This is a genomic window from Dietzia sp. IBK-p2-16D (assembly GCF_057773085.1).
Genome location: NZ_JBYMTL010000002.1, coordinates 173,401 through 192,655 on the forward strand (window position 1 = coordinate 173,401; position 19,255 = coordinate 192,655).

Here is a 19,255-nt window from a genome sequence, read left to right on the forward strand (position 1 = left end):
TTAGCGTGGGAATGATGACCGACGCACAGCGATGGATCAGAGTCGAAGAGGAACTCCACCTCGTCGACACGAGGAGCCGGCGACCGGTTCGGCGGGCCGCGGACGTGCTCGCCGCTCTCGGCGACACGGGGCAGCGGGGGCAGGAGGGCCACGTCCGGCCGGAGCAACACGGGGCGGTCGTGGTCGCGGACGCGGGCGCCCACACCGGGATCGGCGACCTGGGCGACGCCCTCCGCCGGAACCGGACCCGGCTGGCCGAGGCGGCCAACGGGCTGCGGACCGGGGTGGTCGCGGCCGGGTCCCTGGCCTCGCCCGGCGTGGAGTTCGAACCCGCGCCGCAGGACCCCCACCCCGCGCCGGGCCGCGAGTCCCAGACCCGCGCCTCGGCCGGCTTCCGAGTGGTGGTCGAGACCGCCGACGCCGACGAGGCCCAGTACGCGGCCCGCCGGGTCGCCGCCCTCGCACCGGTGCTGCTGGCACTGTCGGCGAGCTCTCCCTACTGGGCCGACGGCACCGATTCCGGTTACGCCTCCACCCGCTACTTCGAGAGTCAGTGGTCACCCGCGCACCTGCCCGCGTACGCCGCCGACACCGCCGCCGAGGCGCTCGCCTGTGAGGACGAGATCATCGCCACCGGCGTGGTCGCGGGACGGGAGTCGATCGCGGTCGACGTCCGCCCCGCCCGGGACGGGGACGGAATCGAACTCGTGGCCTGCGACTCGTGTAGCACCGTCGACACCCTCGTCGTCGTCGCCGCCCTGTTCCGCGCGGCGGTCGACCGCGCCCTCGCCGCACGGGACGCGGAGCACGACCCGGGAGCCGACCGGTGGGACGGTCCCTCCGACGCCGTCCTGGCGGCGGCGTTCTGGCGCGCCGCACGCTCCGGACTGGAGGGCGACCTGGTGGACGTGGCCACCGGGCGTCCCCGGCCCGCCACCGAGGTGCTCACCGGACTGGTCGACGACCATGTCGACCACCTCCGGGCCGGAGGCGAACTCGACCTGGTGCTGGAGTTGCTCGACGGGGTCCGCGGCGCCGCGACCTCGGCGACCCGCCAGCGCGCGGCGCACCGCCGGCGGGGGCGCCGAAGTGACGTGATCGCCGTCCTGCTCGCGGAGACCGTCGGGCGGATCCGACCCCGGGAGATCAGCGACGACCGGGGGATGCGGAGCATGCTCGCCGCCTATTCGCCGCTCGGCGAGGCGGTGACCGAGGAGGTGCACGACGAGGCGATCGCCGAGGACGGCTCCCCGCGGCCCGAGTACGTGGACGTGCTCAAGGCCGTGTCCGACCTGGGCCCCGACGTCCTGTGCGAGCGCAAGGCGAAGGTGGACGACACCCTGCGCTCCATGGGCATCACGCTGAAGGTGTACGGCAAGGACGAACCTCAGGTCTTCCCGCTGGACTCCGTCCCACGGATCGTCCCGGCCGACCAGTGGGCGCGGATCTCCGCGGGCATCGAGCAGCGGGCCCGCGCGATGGAGATGTTCCTGCGCGACATCTACGGGGCGGGGGAGATCAGCCGGGCCGGCGTGGTCCCCGCCGAGGCGCTCCAGCGGGCCCCCGGGTTCCGGCCCACCGGGCGCGCGGTGCCCGAAGGCGTCCTGCACGCGCCGGTGTGCGGCGTGGACCTGGTCTCCACGGCACCGGGCGAGTGGATCGTGCTCGAGGACAACCTCCGGATGCCCGGGGGAATGGCGATGGCGGTCGCCCTGCGCGACCGCATCGCGGAGGGCTACCCCGAGTTCGGCGCGCGCTCGGAGGTCCACGACCCCCGCGACGCCCTCGCCATGTTGACCGACACCCTGCGGGCGGCCGCGCCCGAGGGCGTCGACGATCCCATGATCGCCGTGGTGATCGCCGACGACGAACTCGAGGCGTTCGACCTCAACAGCGTCACCGAGGCGGTCGGTGGCACCCTGGTGACCCCCTCGGACCTGGTGTGCGAGGACTCCGGCCTGTGGCGGGTCGAGGGTGGGGAGCGACAAAAGATCGACGTGCTCTACGTCCGTATGGACGAGGAGATGCTGCTGTCCTCCACGGGGGCTGACGGGAGCGCGCTACGCAGTGGCCTGCTGGGGGCGATGGCGGAACACGGTGTCGCCGTGGTCAACGCGCCGGGCAACGGCGCGGCCGACGACAAGGCGATCTACGCGTTGGTCCCGAAGATCATCGACTTCTACCTCGGCGAGAAGCCCCTCATCGGCCAGGTCGACACCTACCTCTGCGCCGACCCGGACCAGCGCCGTCAGGTCCTGGACCGGCTGGGCGAGTTGGTGGTCAAGCCGATCGACGGATACGGCGGGTCGGACATCACCGTGGGTCCGGAGTGCTCGCCCCGCGAGCTCGACGAGCGCCGGGACGAACTGCGCCGCCACGGCGACCGGTTCGTCGCGCAGGAGGTGCAGCCTCTGTCCACGCTGCCGACCTTCGACGGCCGCGAACTGCAGCGTCGACACGTCGACATGCGGGCGTTCGTCATGCTGCGGCACGGCGATGGGGGAGAGATCCTCGCCTCTGCACCGCCCGTCGCACTGACGCGCGTGGCCCCGGCGGGCACCATGGTCGTCAACGCCTCGAGTGGGGGCGGCGGAAAGGACACCTGGATTCACCGTGCGTGACACCACCGAGGTCGAAGTCGAGGTCACCGAGGAGGCGGAGTCCCGGGACATCGCGGGTCCTCCCGACGACGCCGCCGGGGGCCCCACCCAGATCCGCCACACCACCTCCCCCAACCTGTCGCCCGACGGGTCGATGCTGGCATGCGTGGTCACCGAGCGCTCCGGCTACCCGCGCGCCGTCCAACGGCCGCTCGGACCGGGCGGGCTGGACGGTGCCGGGCCGGAACGCGACGTGGTCCTGCCCGTCGACGGTCCGGTGCGCCGCGTCGCGTACTCGCCCAACGGCAGGTGGCTGGCCTGCGAGGTCGCTCCGGACGGCGGTGAACGCGAACGGATCTGGCTGGTCACCACCGACCCCGAGGATCACGCCGTCTATCCCGTCGACACCTCGAGCGACGCCACCGTGCAGATCGTCGGGTGGGACGGCGACCTGCTCGCGGTGACGGCCTTCGACTCCGAGGGCCTGGCCGAGGGCCGACTCGTGGACCCGGAGACTGGGGAGAGCACCGTGGTCGACCGCCGGATGGGCGGCGCACTGGTCCACGCGTGGGACGGTGCCGCGCTGTTCAGGGTGGGCGCTCGCGGGAACCGCGAGCTGCTGCGCATCGTCCCCGACGGCCGGTGGTGGCCCCTGCTGCCCGTCGACACCGGCTCCACCACCGACGCGGGGGTCATCCTCGACGCCGGGGACGCCGACCGCCCCATGCGGATGATCGTGCGCAGCGACCACTCGGCCGACCGGATGGGCCTGCTCGCGGTCGAGGCGGACGAGGACTCCACCGAGTCCTGGCCGGTGGCGTTCCGCACGGACGCCGATCTCGACAAGGTCGAGGTGAGCCTGGACCGCTCGACCGCGGTCCTGTTGTGGAACGTGCGCGGCGGCCTGTCGGAGATCGAGGTCCTCGACCTGCGGCCGGAACGCCCCCGTGTCATCGTCCGGCCGCCGCTGCCCGAGGTCGTGGTGTCGTCCCCGACGCTCACCGCCGACGGCCGGTTGCTCGCGCTCACCGTCCAGAGCCTCGACCAACCTCCCCGCACCGTGATGTACGACGTGGACAACCGCAGGTGGACCGGGCGGCCGCCCGAGCAGCCCGATCCCGCGCCGACACTGGTCGAGTTCCCCGCCCGTGACGGGCTCCAGCTCAGCGGCTGGCTCTACCGGCCCGACATCGGCGACGAACCGGGCCCGACCGTGGTCCACCTCCACGGCGGCCCCGAGGGGCAGTCGCGCCCCGGGTACAACGACATCGCCCGCCGCTACCTCGACATCGGCGTGAACTATTTCCTGCCCAACGTGCGCGGCTCCACCGGCGCGGGGCGTTTCTACAGTCACGCCGACGACCGCTACGGGCGGTTCTCGGCGATCGACGACGTCGAGGACGCCCTGCTGCACCTGATCGACGAGGGCATCGCCGACCCCGGTCGGGCGGTGGTCTCGGGCCGCTCCTACGGCGGCTACCTGGTCAACGCCACCCTGGTCCGTCATCCCGGGAGGTGGTGCGGCGGGATCGCCGCGTGCGGCATGAGCGACCTGCAGACCTTCTACCGCACCACGGAGCCGTGGATCGCCGCGGCCGCGTACCCCAAGTACGGCAACCCGCTCCAGGAACGGGAACTGCTGCGGGAGGCCTCGCCCCTACGGCGGTATCACCACGTCGACGTCCCGATGCTCTTCGTCCACGGCGCGCACGACACCAATGTGCCGCTCAGCGAGACCGATCAGGCCGTGGAGTTCCTGCGCCGGAGTGGCGTACCGGTGGACGTCCTGCTGTTCGAGGACGAAGGTCATGAATTCGTGAAATTGGCCAACCGGCAGCTTCTCGGCGACCGGGTGGTCCAGTTCTGCCAGGAGGTGTTCGATGTTCGGACGCAAGAAGAATGAGACCCCCGACCCGGCCGGGTTCGAGGGCAGGCTCGTGCAGTGGCGGCGGCACATCCACGCCCACCCCGAGCTGTCCTACGAGGAGCGGGAGACGACCGGGTACATCGAGTCGCAGCTCCGGTCGATGGGGCTCGAGCCCGAGCGGTTCGAGGTGGGAACCGGGCTGTGGTGCGACATCGCCGCTGCCGACGGGGCCACGTCGACCGACGTGGTGGCGCTGCGCGCGGACATCGACGCGCTGGCCATGAGCGAGGAGTCCGGCGAGTCCTTCTCCTCCGAGGTCGAGGGCGTCAGCCACTCCTGCGGGCACGACGGCCACACCGCGATGCTGCTGGGCGCCGCCGAGATGCTGGTCGCCGACCCCCCGCCCCGCCCGGTACGGCTGATCTTCCAGCCCGCCGAGGAGACGATGCCCGGTGGCGCCAAGGACTGCGTCGAGGAGGGCGTGGTCAAGGGGGTCGACCGCATCCTCGCTCTGCACTGCGACCCGCACCGCCGGGTCGGCGAGGTGGGTGTGACCGGCGGGGCCATCACGTCCTCCAACGCCAAGATCGGCATCACCGTCCGGTCGGCGGGCGGGCACACCGCGCGTCCGCACGAGACCCAGGACACCGTCTTCACCCTCGCCCAGATCGTCACGGGCGTCACGGGCGTGATCGACCGGCGGATCGACCCGCGGTCGGGCACCGTGCTCACGTGGGCCTCGATCAAGGCCGGCGGGTCCGCGCCCAACGTCATCCCCGACTCGGGCGAGATCTGGGGAACGCTGCGCAGCGCGGACCGGGACGTGTGGGCGACCGTCGAGCCGCTGGTGCGCGAGACCGTCGAGCGGATCGGCGCCCTGTACGGGGCGCGCACCGAGGTCGAGTACATCCAGGGTGTGCCGCCCGTGGTGAACGACGACGAGTGCGCCGATCTCGCCGCGAAGGCGGTCGAATCCGTGCTCGGACCGGACGGGGTGGGCACCGCCGAGCAGTCCAGCGGCGGCGAGGACTTCGCCTGGTACACCGAGGAGATCCCCGGCGTCTACCTGCGGTTGGGCGTGTGGGACGGAGAGTCCGAGGAGACCGACCTGCACCACCCGGGGTTCGTGCTCGACGAGCGCGCGCTGGCCCACGGTGCCCGCATCTTCGACGCGTTCGCCCGCCTCGACCGCAGCGACTGAGCCGGAGGGGCGCGGGTCGGCGGGCGCCGGTGCCCGCCGACTGCGGACGGCGGGCGGCGCCTCGACCGGGCCGCGCCGTGTCGGACCCGCGCAGGTGCTGACCGGTCCGCGCGCTCTTCGGCTTACGCGTCCTGAATGCCCGTTCCGGGCGGGGGTGCGTGCCGTGAATGGTCCATTCCCGGCGCGCAAGTCGGTGACCCCGCACGTCGATACCCCGCACGTCGATGCCGTTGTGGCACCGCGGACGCACTCCGTCCGGCAGCCCCGTCGGCGCCTTCCGGTATCCGCCCGCCTGCGCCCGCCTGCGCCCGTTAGCGCCCGTCAGCGCCCGCCGGCCCCGTCAGCGCACGGTGATGGCCGCGTCGCCGGCGGGCACGAGTTCGCCGATCACGGTGCCCCCCGGGATCTCCCCGGCCACGAGTAGCCCGCCGGAGGTCTGGGCGTCGGCGAGCAGGAGCAGCTCGCCCTCGTCGACCCCGGATGCGAGGTGCGGACGCACCCAGTCGAGGTTGCGTCGGGTCCCGCCGCTGACGAAGCCGTCGGCGAGCGCCTGCCGCGCACCCTCGAGGTAGGGAACGGCGGCAGCATCGATCACCGCGGAGACGCCGCTGGCCCGGGCCATCTTGTACAGGTGACCGAGCAGTCCGAACCCGGTGACGTCCGTGGCGCACTCGACCCCGGCGGCCAGGGCGTCGCGGGAGGCCACGTCGTTGAGTCGGGTCATCGTCTCGACCGCCTCTCGGCTCACCTCGCCGGTGTTCTTGTGCCGACAGTTGAGCATCCCGATCCCCAGTGGCTTGGTGAGCGACAACGGCACCCCGGCCCGGCCCGCGTCGTTGCGCAGGAGCCGGTCGGGGTCCGCCACGCCGGTGACGGCCATGCCGTACTTGGGCTCGGGGTCGTCGACACTGTGTCCGCCGGCCACGTGACAGCCGGCGGCGCCGGCCACCTCCTGCGCACCGCGCAGCACCTGCCCGGCCATCTCGTACGGCAGGACGTCCATCGGCCAGCACAGCAGGTTGATCGCCATGATCGGCGTCCCGCCCATCGCGTACACGTCCGAGAGCGCGTTGGCCGCGGCGATGCGCCCCCAGTCGTACGGGTCGTCGACCACCGGGGTGAAGAAGTCGGCCGTGCTGATGATGGCCCGGCCGCCGGCGATCCGTACCGCCGCCGCGTCGTCGCCGTCGTCGAGACCCACGATGAGCTCCGCGGCGGGATCGCGGACCGGCGCCCCGATGAGGTCCGCGACCACGTTCTCCAGTGCACCGGGCGGGATCTTGCAGGCGCACCCGCCACCGTGGGCGTAGGAGGTGAGCCGGGCGACGGGCGAGATGGGTTCGGTGGCCATGGTCCGACCCTAACGACGCGGCGCCGTTCGGTGGGCGCGGCCGGGGAACACCGCCTAGTCTCGTGGGGCAGGGAGGCGTCCGGGCACCTGGTGGTCCCCGCGGTCTTCAAAACCGACGTGGCCGAGTATCTCGGTCAGGCGGGTTCGATTCCCGTCCGCCTCCGCCACAACCTCACCGGCACCGATCCGAAAAGGGGAACGGAAGATCACCGAGCAGCCACGCGAGGGGTCGGGGGCGCCGTCGCCCGATCCGCGTCGTCTCATCCCGTCCACCGACGTCCTGCTCCGCGATCCCCGCCTCGCCGCGGCGGTCGACGGGCTGGGCCGCGAGCTCGTCAAGGGCGAGATCCGCGACGCCCAGGGCCGCGCCCGCGCGGGACTGCTCGCGGTCGACGGGATCGTCGACGCGGTGCTCGCCGCGCTGCCAAGCGCGCCCGTGACGCTGACGCCCGTCCTCAACGCCAGCGGCGTCCTGCTGCACACCAATCTCGGCCGGGCCCCGCTCTCGGACGCCGCCGTGCGAGCGCTCGCCGAGGCCGCGGGCACCAACGACGTGGAGTTGGACCTGGCGACGGGCCGCCGGGGCAGGCGGGGACGCGGCGCCCTCGACGCACTGCGGGCCGCCGTGCCCACGGCGGGAGACGTCCACGTGGTGAACAACGGCGCGGCCGCCCTGGCGCTCGCCGCGACCGCGCTGGGCGGGCCGGGGCGGACGATCGTCATCGCGCGCGGTGAGATGGTGGAGATCGGCGACGGGTTCCGCCTGCCGGAGCTGCTGGAATCCACGGGCACCCGGTTGCGGGAGGTCGGCACCACCAATCGGGTCAACGCCGAGGACTACTCCCGCGCGATCGACGACACCACGGCGTTCGTCCTCAAGGTCCACCCCTCCAACTTCGTGGTGAGCGGCTTCACCTCGACGGTCCCGCCCGCCGAGCTGCGGGAGCTCGGCGTGCCGCTGGTGGTGGACATCGGGTCGGGGCTGCTCGCACCTCACCCCACGCTGCCGGATGAGCCGGACATGACCACGACGCTGGCGGCGGGCGCCGACCTCGTGACGTCCAGCGGTGACAAGCTCCTCGGGGGCCCGCAGGCCGGGATCATGGCCGGCGACGCCGCGCTCGTGCAGCGCCTGCGCCGCCATCCGCTCGCCCGGGCGCTGCGGGTCGACAAGCTCACGCTGGCCGCCCTCGAGGCGACGCTGCGCGGCCCGCGTCCGCCCGTCGTCGCCGGTCTCGAGGCCGACCCGGCCGAACTGCGGGAGCGTGCCGAGCGGATCGCCGCACGGCTGCGCGCGGCGGGGCTGGACGCGGAGGCCGTCCGATCCGTCGCCGCCGTCGGTGGCGGGGGCGCCCCGGGCGTCGGCCTGCCCAGCGCCGCGGTGTCCCTGCCCGAGCACGTCGCCGAGAGGCTGCGCGCGGGACGCCCCGCCGTCCTGGGACGCGTGACCGACGGCCGGTGCCTCCTTGATCTGCGTGCGGTACCCGAGGGCGACGACGACGAGCTGGGGCGGCTCGTGCTCCGGGCGGAGGCGCTCGCCTGATGTTCGTCGTCGCCACCGCCGGCCACGTCGATCACGGCAAGTCGACCCTCGTCCGTGCGCTGACCGGCGAGGAGCCCGACCGGTGGGTCGAGGAACGCCGCCGCGGTCTGACCATCGACCTGGGCTACGCCTCCACCACCCTCGACGACGGGCGCACGGTCGCGTTCGTCGACGTGCCCGGCCACCGGCGGTTCGTCCCCAACATGCTGGCCGGGATCGGGCCTGTTCCCGCGGTGATGTTCGTCGTGGCCGCCGATGACGGGTGGATGCCGCAGTCCGCCGAACACCTCGACGCGCTCACCGCGCTGCGCGTCGAGCACGGGGTTCTCGTCATCACCCGCAGCGACCTGCTCGATCCCGCCCTGGCGCTCGCCGAGGCCCGCGACGCGATGGCCGGGACCCCGCTCGCGGACGTCCCGGCGGTGTGCGTCTCGGCCGTCACCGGCGCCGGACTGGACACCCTGCGCGCCGAGTTGGCCCGGCTGGGGACGCTGCTGCCGGAGCCCGATCGTGATGCCGACGTCCGGCTGTGGGTGGACCGGTCGTTCACCATCGGCGGCGCCGGCACCGTCGTCACGGGCACACTGCCGGCGGGGACGATCCGGGCCGGCGACGTGCTGGAGCTGGGCCCGAACGGTCCGCAGGTCACGGTTCGTGGACTGCAGTCGCTCGGGCAGCGGCGCGACGAGGTCGCCGCGGTAGCGCGGGTCGCGGTGAACCTGCGTGGGGTCGCGGCGGAGGACATCCCGCGGGGCAGTGCCCTGGTCGCCCCGCGTCGGTGGCGCCCGATCACGACTCTCGACGTGCGCGTCGACGGGCGGACGGACGCGCTGCCGGAGCAGGTGATGCTGCACGTCGGGTCCGCGGCGACGGCCGCGCGCGTGCGGCCCCTCGACGAGGGGCATGCCCGGCTCACCCTCGCCGCCCCGCTGCCGCTGCGGGTGGGGGACCGGCTCATTTTGCGCGAACCGGGCGCCGACCGTATTCCAGCGGGGGCCGTGGTGCTCGATCCGGCGCCGCCACCTCTGCGACGCCGCGGCGCGGCCCGACGTCGGGCGGAGGAGCTCTCGGCGACCCCGGAGAGTCCGGACCTGGCCTCGGAGCTGAGCCGACGCGGGGTGGCCCACGTCGACGACCTGAGAGCCTGGGGGATCACGGTCCCGTCCGTCGACCCGGCGCACCGCGGGTGGCTGATCGACCCGGACCACGTCGCGGCCCTCGCGGAGGCCCTCGTCGGGGCCGTACGTCGACATGACCGGGACGATCCCCTCGATCCCGGCCTGCCGACGGAGGCGGCCCGGCGCACCCTGGGCCTGCCGGATGCCGCCCTGCTCGGGGTCGTCCTCGACCATCCGGCGGCGGCGCCGCTGCGGACGCAGCGAGGTCGGGTCGTCGCAGGCGACGGGCCGGGACTTCCCCGGTCTGTCCGGGCGGCGGCCGAGACCCTGGCCGAGCGGCTCCGGGTCAGGCCGTTCGACGCCCCGACCGCCGACGACCTGGCCGAATTGGGCCTGGGGCCCCGTGAGCTCTCGGCGTGCGAGCGGGCCGGACTCCTCGTCGGCGTGGGGCCCGGGGTGTGGCTGGCCCCGGGCGCGTTCGCCGAGGCCGCGCGCAGGCTCGGGGAACTCCCGCAGCCGTTCACCCCGAGCAGCGCCCGCACCCATCTGGGCACCTCCAGGCGCGTCGTGATGCCGCTGCTGGAGGCGCTCGCCGACCGGGGGCTGAGCCGCCGCGAGGGCGACGACGGGCACGCCATCCTCTGACCGGTTGGCCGGCCGTCGGACCGCGCCGGCCGGCCGCGATCCCGCGTGGGCCCGCTTACCCCTGGTCCGCGTACGCCTGGTCCGCGTAGGCCTCGCCGCCACCGCGGGCGTCGCGCCGCTCCCGCTGCGGGACAACCACGTACTTCGGGTCCTGCGCCGACGCCATACCGGCGTGGAACACCGCCCACCGGGTGCACGCCGACCCCGCCGCCAGGGCGACCCCCGCGGCCGCGGACAGGAGGCGATTGCGTCGTCCGAGCACCGCGCCCGCCGCGCCTGCGACCGTGAGGAGCTGGGCGGCGCGGTGGTACGCCCCGGCCCGGCCTTCGTGGAGCGGCTCCGCGGTGATGCCCATCGACCGTTGCATGATCCGGTCGGCGGTGAGCTCGAGCGCCGCCCCACCCACCGCGAGCCGTCGGGCGGGACCCGTCTCGTGGAGCGGATTGAGCAGCAGGCCCACCCCGCCGGACGCGGCCGCGGCACTGCCGACAAAGACGAACGGCAGCTCCCGCCGCGCCGCACTCCAGCTCGGGAGGGACGTGTCGGTGAGCAGCACCGCCGTGTACGACGCGACCGCCGGAGCCACGAGCGCCGCGACGATGCCGGCCGGTCGCGAGGCGCGGGTGATGAGGTCGGTGGGCAGCCGGCGCGCCAGGCGGGCGGGCAGCAGCGGGACGATCTCCTGTCCCAGCGCCAACCCGGCGAACGGTCCGTACGCGGACAGGATCCAGGTGCCCACGCTCATGGGCGAGGTCAGTTTGAGCACCCGCAGCATGTGGTGGAACCGCTCCGGCCGGCCCAGATCGTTGACCAGGTAGTAGAGACTCCCGGTGATCCCGCCGAACGCGACGATCCGGGCCGAACGGCGTTGGCTGGGCAGACCGGCCAGGTCGGCCCCGGCCGCGAGGAGCGAGGAGCCGCCGGCCAGGCCGCCGAGGAACAGGTACGCCGCGATGTCGTACTCCCACGGCGGTGCCTTGACGATCGGTTTGCCGTAGTAGGAACGGAATTCCGCGCGAGGGACCATCAACTGCTCACGGCCGCCCCGGCCGCGTCGGCGGGTCCGGGTCTGCTGCCCGGGTGCGGGGGAGATGCCCGCCTTGTCGTCGTCGGCTCGGTTGTCGTCGGCTCGGTTGTGGTCGGCCCGGTTGTGGTCGGCCCCGTCGACGCTGCCCATCAGGCCCCGCCCCCCACGGCGAAGGCGGCCACCGCGCCGCCCAACAGGGTCACGGCCGCCAACGCGGCCTGGCGCCACATCGCCCCCACGTGCCGCGTCGTCACCACGGGATCCGGCGGCAACCCGTAGACCTCGGGATCGTCGAGCAGGAGGAAGAACGCGCCCGTGCCGCCGACGCCGTTGTTCGAGTCGTGCCCGTAGAGCTGGGCGTTCGGCTCGCCCGCCTCCACCAGCTGGTCCAGGCGGCCGGCGGCGCGCTCGCGGAGCTCGTCGAGGTCACCGAACTGGATCGACTCCGTGGGGCACGCCTTGGCGCAGGCGGGGGTCTGGCCCTCGGTGAGTCTGTCGTAGCAGAGCGTGCACTTCTGGGCGATGCCCACGGCGGGGTCGCCCGCGGGGCCCGATCGGCGCTCGATCACGCCGTACGGGCACGCGCTCACGCAGTACCCGCAGCCGTTGCAGATGTCGCTCTGCACCACCACGGTGCCGAACTCCGTGTGCATGAGCGCGCCCGTCGGGCAGACGTCCACGCACGCGGCGTGCGTGCAGTGCTTGCACACGTCGGACTCCATGAGCCACCGGAAGTCCGTGGGCTCGCCGGCGTCGGGGGACTCACCGGGCAGGGTAGGGGCCGGCATCCCCAGGTCGACGGGCGCGGACGGCCCGGCGTGCCCGCCCGCCGTGTGCCCGCCCCGCGCCGGGACCTCCTGCTCGATGAACGCCACGTGCCGCCACGTCGACGCGCCCAGTGCCTGGGTGTTGTCGTAGCTCATCCCCGACAGCTCGATGCCGTCCTCGGGGATGAGGTTCCACTCCTTGCACGCCACCTCGCAGGCCTTGCAGCCGATGCACACGCTGGTGTCGGTGAAGAAGCCCTTGCGCGGCGGTGGGTCCGAGTAGCCGTTGTCCTGTGCGGGGTCGATGTCCCCGAAGAAGGACCGCCCGAGATCGGACAAGAAGGCGGACATGGTTCAGCTCTCCGTTCCCGGGTCGGGGGTCACTCCGGCCCGGCGGCGGTACTCCTCGACGAACTCGAGCAGCTCCGGACCGCGTGGGCGACGTCCCGCGACGATGTCACAGCTCGTAGCCTTGGTCGCGGGGATGGACACGTTGGGGTCGAGTTGCTGTGGCAACAGGTCGTTGGCCGGGTCACCGATGCTCACACCGTTGCCACCCCAGTGATAGGGCAGGCCGATCTGGTGCAGGGTCCGGCCGTTGATCTGCAGCGGCGTCATCCGGCGGGTCACCAACACGCGAGCCTCGATCGCGGAGCGGGCGGTCACGATCGTGGCCCACCCGCCGTTGACCAGGCCCCGCTCCCGCGCCAGCTCCGGGCTGATCTCGCAGAAGAACTCCGGCTGCAGCTCGGACAGGTACGGCAGCGTCCGGCTCATCGCGCCCGCCGTGTGGTGCTCGGTCAGGCGGTAGGTGGTGAACACGAACGGGAATACCTCGCTGCCCGGCTGCCCGTGACCCGGCTGGGTCTCGTTGTACCGGCCGGGGCGTATCGCGCGGGCGGGATTGGCGTCGTGACCCGGGTAGATCGGGTTCGCCACGGGCGACTCCGGCGGCTCGTAGTGCGCGGGCAGCGGACCGTCGGCGAGCCCGCGGGGAGCGTAGAGCCACCCCACGCCGTCGTCCTGCATGATGAACGGCTGCGCGCCGCCGATGGCATCCGGACCCACCGCGCCCTCGGGCGGGGTGTAGTCGGGCGACTTGCCGGCCTCGAAGTCGGGCACGTCGTCGCCCACCCATCGGCCGGCGCCGTCGTCCGCGTCGGGGTCCCAGCGGATCAGTGCCTTGCGCTCACTCCACGGCCGGCCCTCCGGATCCGCGGAGGCACGGTTGTAGAGGATGCGGCGGTTCGCCGGCCACGCCCAACCCCACTCCGGGGCCACCGGTCCTTGCTCGTGCCGCGACTTCCGCCGCGCGGCCTGGTTCACGCCGTCGGCGTACACGCCGCAGTAGATCCAGCACCCGCACGCGGTCGAGCCGTCCGGCTTGAGCTGGGTGAACGCCGACAACGGCTCGCCGTCGGGGCCGCGGCCGTTGATCTCGGCGAGGACGGCTTCGGCGTCCGGCTCGTCCACGGTGCCCGGCTCCATGGGGTAGTCCCACGTCAGGTCCAGCAGCGGCCGGTCGCGGGGGTCGGTGGAGTCGGCCAGCTTCTCCTTGAGCCGCCGCCCGAGGTGGTAGTAGAACCACAGCTCGCTGCGCGCGTCACCCGGCGGCTCGACGGCCTGGTGCCGCCACTGGAGCAGCCGCTGGGTGTTGGTGAACGTGCCCTTCTTCTCCACGTGGTTGGCGGCGGGGAAGAAGAACACCTCGGTGCCGATGTCCTCGGTGCGCATCTCGCCGGTCTCGATCTCCGGACCGTTCTTCCAGAAATCGGCGGACTCGATCATGACGAGGTCGCGGACGACCAGCCAGTCGAGATTCGCCAGTCCGGCCCGCTGCATCCGCCCGTTCGCGGTACCCACCGCCGGGTTCTCGCCGACGAGGAAGTAACCGCCCCCGCCCTCGTTGATTTGTCGCTGCACGGTGACGGTCGAGTCGTGCTTGCCCGTGAGTTTGGGCAGGTAGTCGTAGGCGAAGTCGTTGTCCGCGGTCGCCGCGTCCCCCCACCAGGCCTTGAGCAGGCTGACGGTGTAGGAGCGCATGTGGCCCCAGAAGCCCTGCGCCTCGTCGTCGGTACCGATGTAGCTGTCGAGGTCCGGCTGCTCGCCGGCGTTCGGCGTGGGCAGGTACCCCGGCATGAGGTCGTACAGCGTGGGGATGTCGGTCGAGCCCTGGATGCTGGCGTGCCCGCGCAGCGCCATGATGCCGCCGCCGGGCCGGCCGATGTTGCCGAGCAGCAGCTGGAGGATCGCTGCCGTGCGGATGTACTGCACGCCGACGGTGTGCTGGGTCCAGCCCACCGCGTAGCAGAAGGCGGTCGTGCGCTCCCGTCCCGAGTTCTCGGTCAGCGCACGGGCCACGCGCAGGAAGTCCTCCGCGGCGACGCCGCAGGTCCGCTCGACCATCTCCGGCGTGTAGCGACTGAAGTGCCGTTTGAGGATCTGGAACACGCAGTGCGGGTGCTGCAGGGTCTCGTCGCGCGAGGGGTCCTCGGTCGTCGCCGACGCGCGGGCGCCGGCGGCACCGGGGGTCTCGGAGGCCTCGTCCTCGGCGTCGTCGTCATCGCGGCCCTCGTCGGGCATGTCGTTCTGGGCGCCCGCGTACTGCCAGGAGTCGAGGTCGTAGGTCCGGTCGTCGGAGTCGAAGCCGGAGAACAGGCCCGCGAGGTCCTCGGTGTCGAGGAACTCCTCGCCGATGATCGTCGACGCGTTGGTGTAGGCGAGCACGTACTCGGAGAACCATGCGTCGGTGGACAGCACGTGGTTGATCAGCCCGCCGAGGAACGCGATGTCCGACCCGGCGCGGATGGGGACGTGCTGGTCAGCGAGCGCGCTGGTGCGTGTGAACCGGGGATCGACGTGGATGACCGTCGCTCCTCGGCGCTTGGCCTCCATCACCCACTGGAAGCCGACCGGATGCGCCTCGGCCATGTTCGAACCCTGGATGACGATGCAGTCGGCGTTCGCGAGATCCTGCTGGTAGTTCGTGGCACCACCACGCCCGAATGAGGTTCCCAGACCGGGAACGGTGGAGGAGTGTCAAATGCGCGCCTGGTTCTCCACCTCGATGGCGCCGAGCGCCGTGTAGAGCTTCTTCATGAGGTAGTTCTCCTCGTTGTCCAGCGTCGCCCCGCCCAGGCTGGCGAAGCCGCGGGTGCGCCGGACGGTGTCGCCGTTCGAGTCCGTCTCCTCCCAGAACTGCTTCCGGGACTCGAGGACTCGCTCGGCCACCATCTCCATGGCCGTCTCGAGATCGAGTTCCTCCCACTCGGTCGCGTACGGCTTGCGGTGGAGCACCGTGGTGATGCGGTCCGGGTTGGTCACGAGCTGCTTGCTCGCCGATCCCTTCGGGCACAGTCGGCCGCGGGAGATGGGGCTGTTGTCGTCGCCCTCGATCTGGATGACCTTGCCGTCGGAGACGTAGACGTCCTGGGCGCATCCGACCGCGCAGAACGGGCAGACGCTCTTGACCACCTTGTCGGCGGTCGTCGTGCGAGGGGTGATCTCGAGAGAGCGGCGGGAACGGGTCGCGGAGCCGCGACCGAGCAGGTCGTCACCGGTGAACTGTCGCCAGACCGGCCAGTTGAGCGGCGATCCGCGGCGGGCCAGGTCGGGCCGCGACGCCCGCGGACGGCCGGGGTCGGGTTGTCGCTCCGACATCGGCACCTCCCACTCATGCGTCTGACCCATGTAACGCCAGCACGATGACCGTCGCAACCGATTTGGCGAAACCTCCCACGGACGAATGATGGAGGGGTGGACGAGCAGACATCGAACGAACCCGAGATCTGCGCGACCGTCGGTCTCATGGCCGACCCGGGCGTGCCCCGCCGGGTCGCGGTGGCGATCGCGGACGACCTCGCCGACGACCTGATGCGCGAGCTCGGGGGTCGGTGGCGGGTGGAGGTCGATCAGGAGACCCTCCCGCTCGGACCGGACGGCGAGATCCGGCTCACCGAGCACTCCCCGCGACTCCTGCAGCAGCACGACTGGGACTTCGTGCTCTACCTGACAGATCTCGCCACCCGTTCCGACGGGCAACCGCTGCTCTACGACGTGAGCGGCTCGGCCAGTGCGGCGCTGATATGTCTCCCGGTGTTCGGTGCCGTGGGAGTGAAGTCGAAGACCCGCGGACTCGCACTTCGACTGATACGTGCGGGTACCCACCGAGGCGGAATGGGCGCACCCGACACCGTCGGCTTGCCCCCGGCGCGGTGTGGAGGCCTCCTCAACAGGGCCCGGCTGCTGGGGGGCATGGTGCGCAACAACCGGCCCGCCCGGATGATGACGGCGTTGTCCGGCGTCGTGGCCGCCGGAGCGGGGTCCGGCGCGTTCGGCATCTTCTACGGGAGCATCGCCTCCCTCGCGGTGGCGCTGCATCCGCTCCGGTTGCTCCTGATCAGCGTGATGGGCGTGCTCACCCTGGTGGTCTGGCTCATCCTCCGCAACGGCCTGTGGACCCGCCGGGATGACGAGATCACCGCGAGCAGCCGGCGGATGGACAACGCGGCCACGGTCCTGACCGTCGGCACCGGCGTCGGCATCATGTACCTGGGCCTGTTGGCGGCCATGTTCGTGCTGGCGATCGCCGTGGTGGACGCCGGATACCTCGAGACCCAGCTCGGGCGGCCCGTCGCGATTCCGGACTACGTACAGCTGGCCTGGCTTTCCAGTTGTCTCGGCGCCTTCGCCGGCGCGCTCGGGTCCAATTTCGACGACGAGGACGCGGTCCGTGAGGCCACCTACAGCCTGCGCTGGCACGAACGTCGCAAGATGTTCGACAGCTACCAGAGCAACGACAGTGACAGCGAAGAGCAACAGGAACAGGTCCGGATCGAGCGCGAACACGACGACCGCATCGGGAACCGCAGCGACGACGGCGACGAGGGCGGAGACGAGAATCGAGGCCACCGCGGCGTGAGGCCGCACGAGGTGGAGGAGGACCGGCCGAAGGGGTAGACAAGGGGCATGACAGCTGCACCGACCGATGTCGCCCCCGCGCAGGACCCGTCCATGACCACGCCGATGCTCCCCAGCGGTTGTGGACCGCTGTCGGACGCGGTGATCGTGGCGCTCTCGACGGGGCGCACGGACGGCCTGCCACCGGTTCCGGCGGACGCCGACCCGCTCGGGCGCGATTTGCAGCTCGCGTTGTACACCCTGTACGAGCTCCACTACCGGGGCTTCGTCGGTGTCGACCCGGAGCTCGAGTGGGAGCCCGACGTCCTGCGGATGCGCAGGGACCTCGAGCGGCTCTTCCTCGACCACCTTCGTTCGGCGGTCGAACCGGGCGACGACCCCGTCGCCGAGATGGACGCGCTGTCAGTGGAGGCGACCTCCGGCACGGGCCCGTCCTGGTACTTCAAGGACGAGGGCTCCTGGGATCAGATGCGGGAGTACTTCGCCCACCGGTCGCTCTACCACCTCAAGGAGGGCGACCCGCACGCGTTCGCGATCCCGCGGCTCCAGGGCCAGGCCAAGGCGGCGTTCGTGGCGGTCGAGTTCGACGAGTTCGGCGGCGGTCGCGGCGAGCGCGTGCACCAGCAGCTGTGGGCGGACCTCATGAGTGCCGCCGAGTTAGATCCGACCTACCTCGGGTACATCGACAGGGTGTCGGCCGAGACGCTGTCGACGGTGAACCTCATGTCGATGTTCGGGCTCCACCGGTCGCTGCGCGGCGCCGCGATCGGACACTTCGCGGCCATCGAGATCACCTCGTCGCCGGGGTCGGCGCGTCTGGTGGCCGGGTTGCGGCGGATGGGCGCCCCCGAGGAGTGTGTCCACTTCTATGCCGAGCACGTGGAGGCCGACGCGGTCCACGAGCAGGTCATGCGGCACGACGTGGTGGGCGATCTGGTGCGGCGCGAAACGGAGCTGGCCGCCGACGTGGTGTTCGGCATGCGCACGCTGGACTACCTCGACGATCTGGCCGCGGAGAAGATGCTCGCCGCGTGGAAGCGCGGGGAGTCCTCGCTGTTGCCCTGACAGCCTCTCGGCCACCGTCCCGGCGAGCAGCCCGTCCCCACCGCTCCGGAAAATCCGCTACTCCGAGTCGGGATCCGCTATGCGCATTGGAGTAGCAGATCCCGATTCCGAGTAGCGGATTCGCGGCGAGCGGTGAGCGGCGGACGGGCCGGGGCCGGGGCCGGGGGGTTGGGCCGGTGCCGCGCTCAGTCGTCGTCGGGGGACGTCCCGGTCGACCGCACCTTGCGCCGGTGGCTCGTGTCGCACAGCGGGTAGGTCTTGCTGCGTCGACACGTGCACACCGCCACCATGAAGCGGTCCGAGCACACGCGCTCGCCGTCGGGGGTCGTCAGCTCGACCGGGCCCTCGACGAGCATCGGGCCACCGGGCACGATCCGCACCCGCCTGGCGTCAGCGGCGGTCAACGCGGATCACCACCAGCTCCTCCTCACGTCGACCGGGCGCGAGCAGGCCGGCGGCCTCGAGTCGCTCGGCGTATGAGGTCATGACGGGGCCGAAGTCCACGATGCGGGTGGCGACCGGCCGCGCGGTGAATCCGGCCTGCTGGAGTCTGCGGATGGTCTGCGGGGGGTCGGAGAACTCCGAGTGCACGATGAGCATGCTCCCGCCGGGCGCGACGAGGTCCGGGGCGAGATCGCACAGCTGGTCCAACACCACCCGGCCGTTGGCACCGGCGTCCCACGCCCGGTTGGGACCGGTGCCCTCGAGCGGGGCGTCGGAGGGGACGTAGGGCGGATTGGAGACCACCACGTCGAAGGGCCCGGCCCGACGGGCGTCGTCGAGGGTGCCGAGCCGGACGTCCACCCGTACCCCGGCCCGCTCTGCGTTGCGTGTCGCGCACGCCACGGCGGCGGGGGAGATGTCGTAGGCGAGTACCTCCCGCGCGCCCTTGATCGCGGTCTCGATCGCGAGGATGCCGCTGCCTGTACAGATGTCGAGGACACGCTTTCCCGCGACCAGATCGCACTGGTCCAGCGCCTCGCAGATGAGCCAGGAATCGTCCTGGGGCGCGTAGACACCGTCGTCGACCTCGATATGGGCGAACCGGGTCTGGGTCATCGGGGCCTCCGGTTGATCTTCGGGACAGTTGTTGCCCAGTCAATCTGCGCAGCGCCCCACCTGCAACCGGATGAGGCCCCATCGGGTGCCGG

Annotated in this window: 13 protein-coding genes and 1 tRNA gene; 8 read left to right on the top strand and 6 right to left on the bottom strand. The window is 72.2% G+C overall.

The window, feature by feature from the left end:
* Positions 1-14 precede the first annotated feature (14 nt).
* The 3 genes from AC3DE3_RS05170 to AC3DE3_RS05180 are packed head-to-tail and all read left to right on the top strand — an operon-like array spanning position 15 to position 5,668.
* On the top strand, positions 15-2,621 hold the full coding sequence (locus AC3DE3_RS05170; RefSeq protein WP_488369216.1) for a glutamate-cysteine ligase family protein: 2,607 nt from the start codon (positions 15-17) through the stop codon (positions 2,619-2,621).
* Positions 2,614-4,503: an alpha/beta hydrolase family protein gene (locus tag AC3DE3_RS05175; RefSeq protein WP_488369217.1), complete on the top strand. Its 1,890-nt coding sequence runs from the start codon at positions 2,614-2,616 to the stop codon at positions 4,501-4,503. The genes AC3DE3_RS05170 and AC3DE3_RS05175 overlap by 8 nt, the downstream gene beginning before the upstream one ends.
* Positions 4,481-5,668, top strand: coding sequence for a M20 family metallopeptidase (locus tag AC3DE3_RS05180; protein ID WP_488369218.1), 1,188 nt, complete (start codon positions 4,481-4,483; stop codon positions 5,666-5,668). The genes AC3DE3_RS05175 and AC3DE3_RS05180 overlap by 23 nt, the downstream gene beginning before the upstream one ends.
* A 340-nt stretch (positions 5,669-6,008) precedes the next feature.
* Here the strand turns inward: AC3DE3_RS05180 and selD are convergent, their stop codons facing one another.
* Positions 6,009-7,019 carry a selenide, water dikinase SelD gene (gene selD / locus AC3DE3_RS05185; protein WP_488369219.1) on the bottom strand — a complete coding sequence of 337 codons (1,011 nt, stop codon included), beginning with the start codon at positions 7,017-7,019 and terminating at the stop codon, positions 6,009-6,011.
* Positions 7,020-7,090: 71 nt separating this feature from the next.
* Between selD and AC3DE3_RS05190 the strand changes: the two genes are divergently transcribed.
* The 3 genes from AC3DE3_RS05190 to selB all read left to right on the top strand — a co-directional run bounded on the left by AC3DE3_RS05190 (position 7,091) and on the right by selB (position 10,325).
* A tRNA-Sec gene (locus AC3DE3_RS05190) sits at positions 7,091-7,186 on the top strand.
* Positions 7,187-7,299: 113 nt separating this feature from the next.
* Positions 7,300-8,562: an L-seryl-tRNA(Sec) selenium transferase gene (selA, locus tag AC3DE3_RS05195; RefSeq protein WP_488369616.1), complete on the top strand. Its 1,263-nt coding sequence runs from the start codon at positions 7,300-7,302 to the stop codon at positions 8,560-8,562.
* Positions 8,562-10,325, top strand: a complete 1,764-nt coding sequence (gene selB, locus AC3DE3_RS05200; protein ID WP_488369220.1) for a selenocysteine-specific translation elongation factor — start codon at positions 8,562-8,564, stop codon at positions 10,323-10,325. The genes selA and selB overlap by 1 nt, the downstream gene beginning before the upstream one ends.
* Positions 10,326-10,380: 55 nt before the next feature.
* Here the strand turns inward: selB and nrfD are convergent, their stop codons facing one another.
* From nrfD to fdh, 3 genes are all read right to left on the bottom strand, one after another.
* Complete coding sequence (gene nrfD / locus AC3DE3_RS05205) at positions 10,381-11,352, bottom strand: NrfD/PsrC family molybdoenzyme membrane anchor subunit (protein WP_488369617.1); 972 nt, start codon at positions 11,350-11,352, stop codon at positions 10,381-10,383.
* A 149-nt stretch (positions 11,353-11,501) separates the two neighbouring features.
* Positions 11,502-12,470, bottom strand: coding sequence for a 4Fe-4S dicluster domain-containing protein (locus AC3DE3_RS05210; protein ID WP_488369221.1), 969 nt, complete (start codon positions 12,468-12,470; stop codon positions 11,502-11,504).
* A 3-nt stretch (positions 12,471-12,473) separates the two neighbouring features.
* Positions 12,474-15,779: a formate dehydrogenase gene (gene fdh, locus AC3DE3_RS05215; RefSeq protein ID WP_488369222.1), complete on the bottom strand. Its 3,306-nt coding sequence runs from the start codon at positions 15,777-15,779 to the stop codon at positions 12,474-12,476.
* Between the two features lie 96 nt (positions 15,780-15,875).
* Between fdh and AC3DE3_RS05220 the strand changes: the two genes are divergently transcribed.
* Both AC3DE3_RS05220 and AC3DE3_RS05225 read left to right on the top strand, forming a co-directional pair.
* On the top strand, positions 15,876-17,078 hold the full coding sequence (locus tag AC3DE3_RS05220; RefSeq protein ID WP_488369223.1) for a hypothetical protein: 1,203 nt from the start codon (positions 15,876-15,878) through the stop codon (positions 17,076-17,078).
* Between the two features lie 9 nt (positions 17,079-17,087).
* Complete coding sequence (locus AC3DE3_RS05225; RefSeq protein ID WP_488369224.1) at positions 17,088-18,104, top strand: iron-containing redox enzyme family protein; 1,017 nt, start codon at positions 17,088-17,090, stop codon at positions 18,102-18,104.
* A gap of 185 nt (positions 18,105-18,289) precedes the next feature.
* On the opposite strand, the gene AC3DE3_RS05230 is transcribed toward AC3DE3_RS05225, so the two are convergent.
* Positions 18,290-18,460 (bottom strand): CDGSH iron-sulfur domain-containing protein, encoded by a 171-nt coding sequence (locus AC3DE3_RS05230; RefSeq protein WP_260489221.1) that lies wholly within the window; start codon positions 18,458-18,460, stop codon positions 18,290-18,292.
* Between the two features lie 34 nt (positions 18,461-18,494).
* On the bottom strand, positions 18,495-19,163 hold the full coding sequence (locus AC3DE3_RS05235; RefSeq protein ID WP_488369225.1) for a HemK2/MTQ2 family protein methyltransferase: 669 nt from the start codon (positions 19,161-19,163) through the stop codon (positions 18,495-18,497).
* Positions 19,164-19,255 lie beyond the last annotated feature (92 nt).

Bases quoted from the DNA above. Each gene is read 5' to 3' on its own strand.
- AC3DE3_RS05180 (WP_488369218.1), top strand. From the start codon at position 4,481: ATGTTCGGACGCAAGAAGAATGAGACCCCCGACCCGGCCGGGTTCGAG.
- AC3DE3_RS05235 (WP_488369225.1), bottom strand. From the start codon at position 19,163: ATGACCCAGACCCGGTTCGCCCATATCGAGGTCGACGACGGTGTCTAC.
- AC3DE3_RS05230 (WP_260489221.1), bottom strand. From the start codon at position 18,460: ATGCTCGTCGAGGGCCCGGTCGAGCTGACGACCCCCGACGGCGAGCGC.
- AC3DE3_RS05210 (WP_488369221.1), bottom strand. From the start codon at position 12,470: ATGTCCGCCTTCTTGTCCGATCTCGGGCGGTCCTTCTTCGGGGACATC.
- selD (WP_488369219.1), bottom strand. From the start codon at position 7,019: ATGGCCACCGAACCCATCTCGCCCGTCGCCCGGCTCACCTCCTACGCC.
- AC3DE3_RS05170 (WP_488369216.1), top strand. From the start codon at position 15: ATGACCGACGCACAGCGATGGATCAGAGTCGAAGAGGAACTCCACCTC.
- nrfD (WP_488369617.1), bottom strand. From the start codon at position 11,352: ATGGTCCCTCGCGCGGAATTCCGTTCCTACTACGGCAAACCGATCGTC.
- AC3DE3_RS05225 (WP_488369224.1), top strand. From the start codon at position 17,088: ATGACAGCTGCACCGACCGATGTCGCCCCCGCGCAGGACCCGTCCATG.
- selB (WP_488369220.1), top strand. From the start codon at position 8,562: ATGTTCGTCGTCGCCACCGCCGGCCACGTCGATCACGGCAAGTCGACC.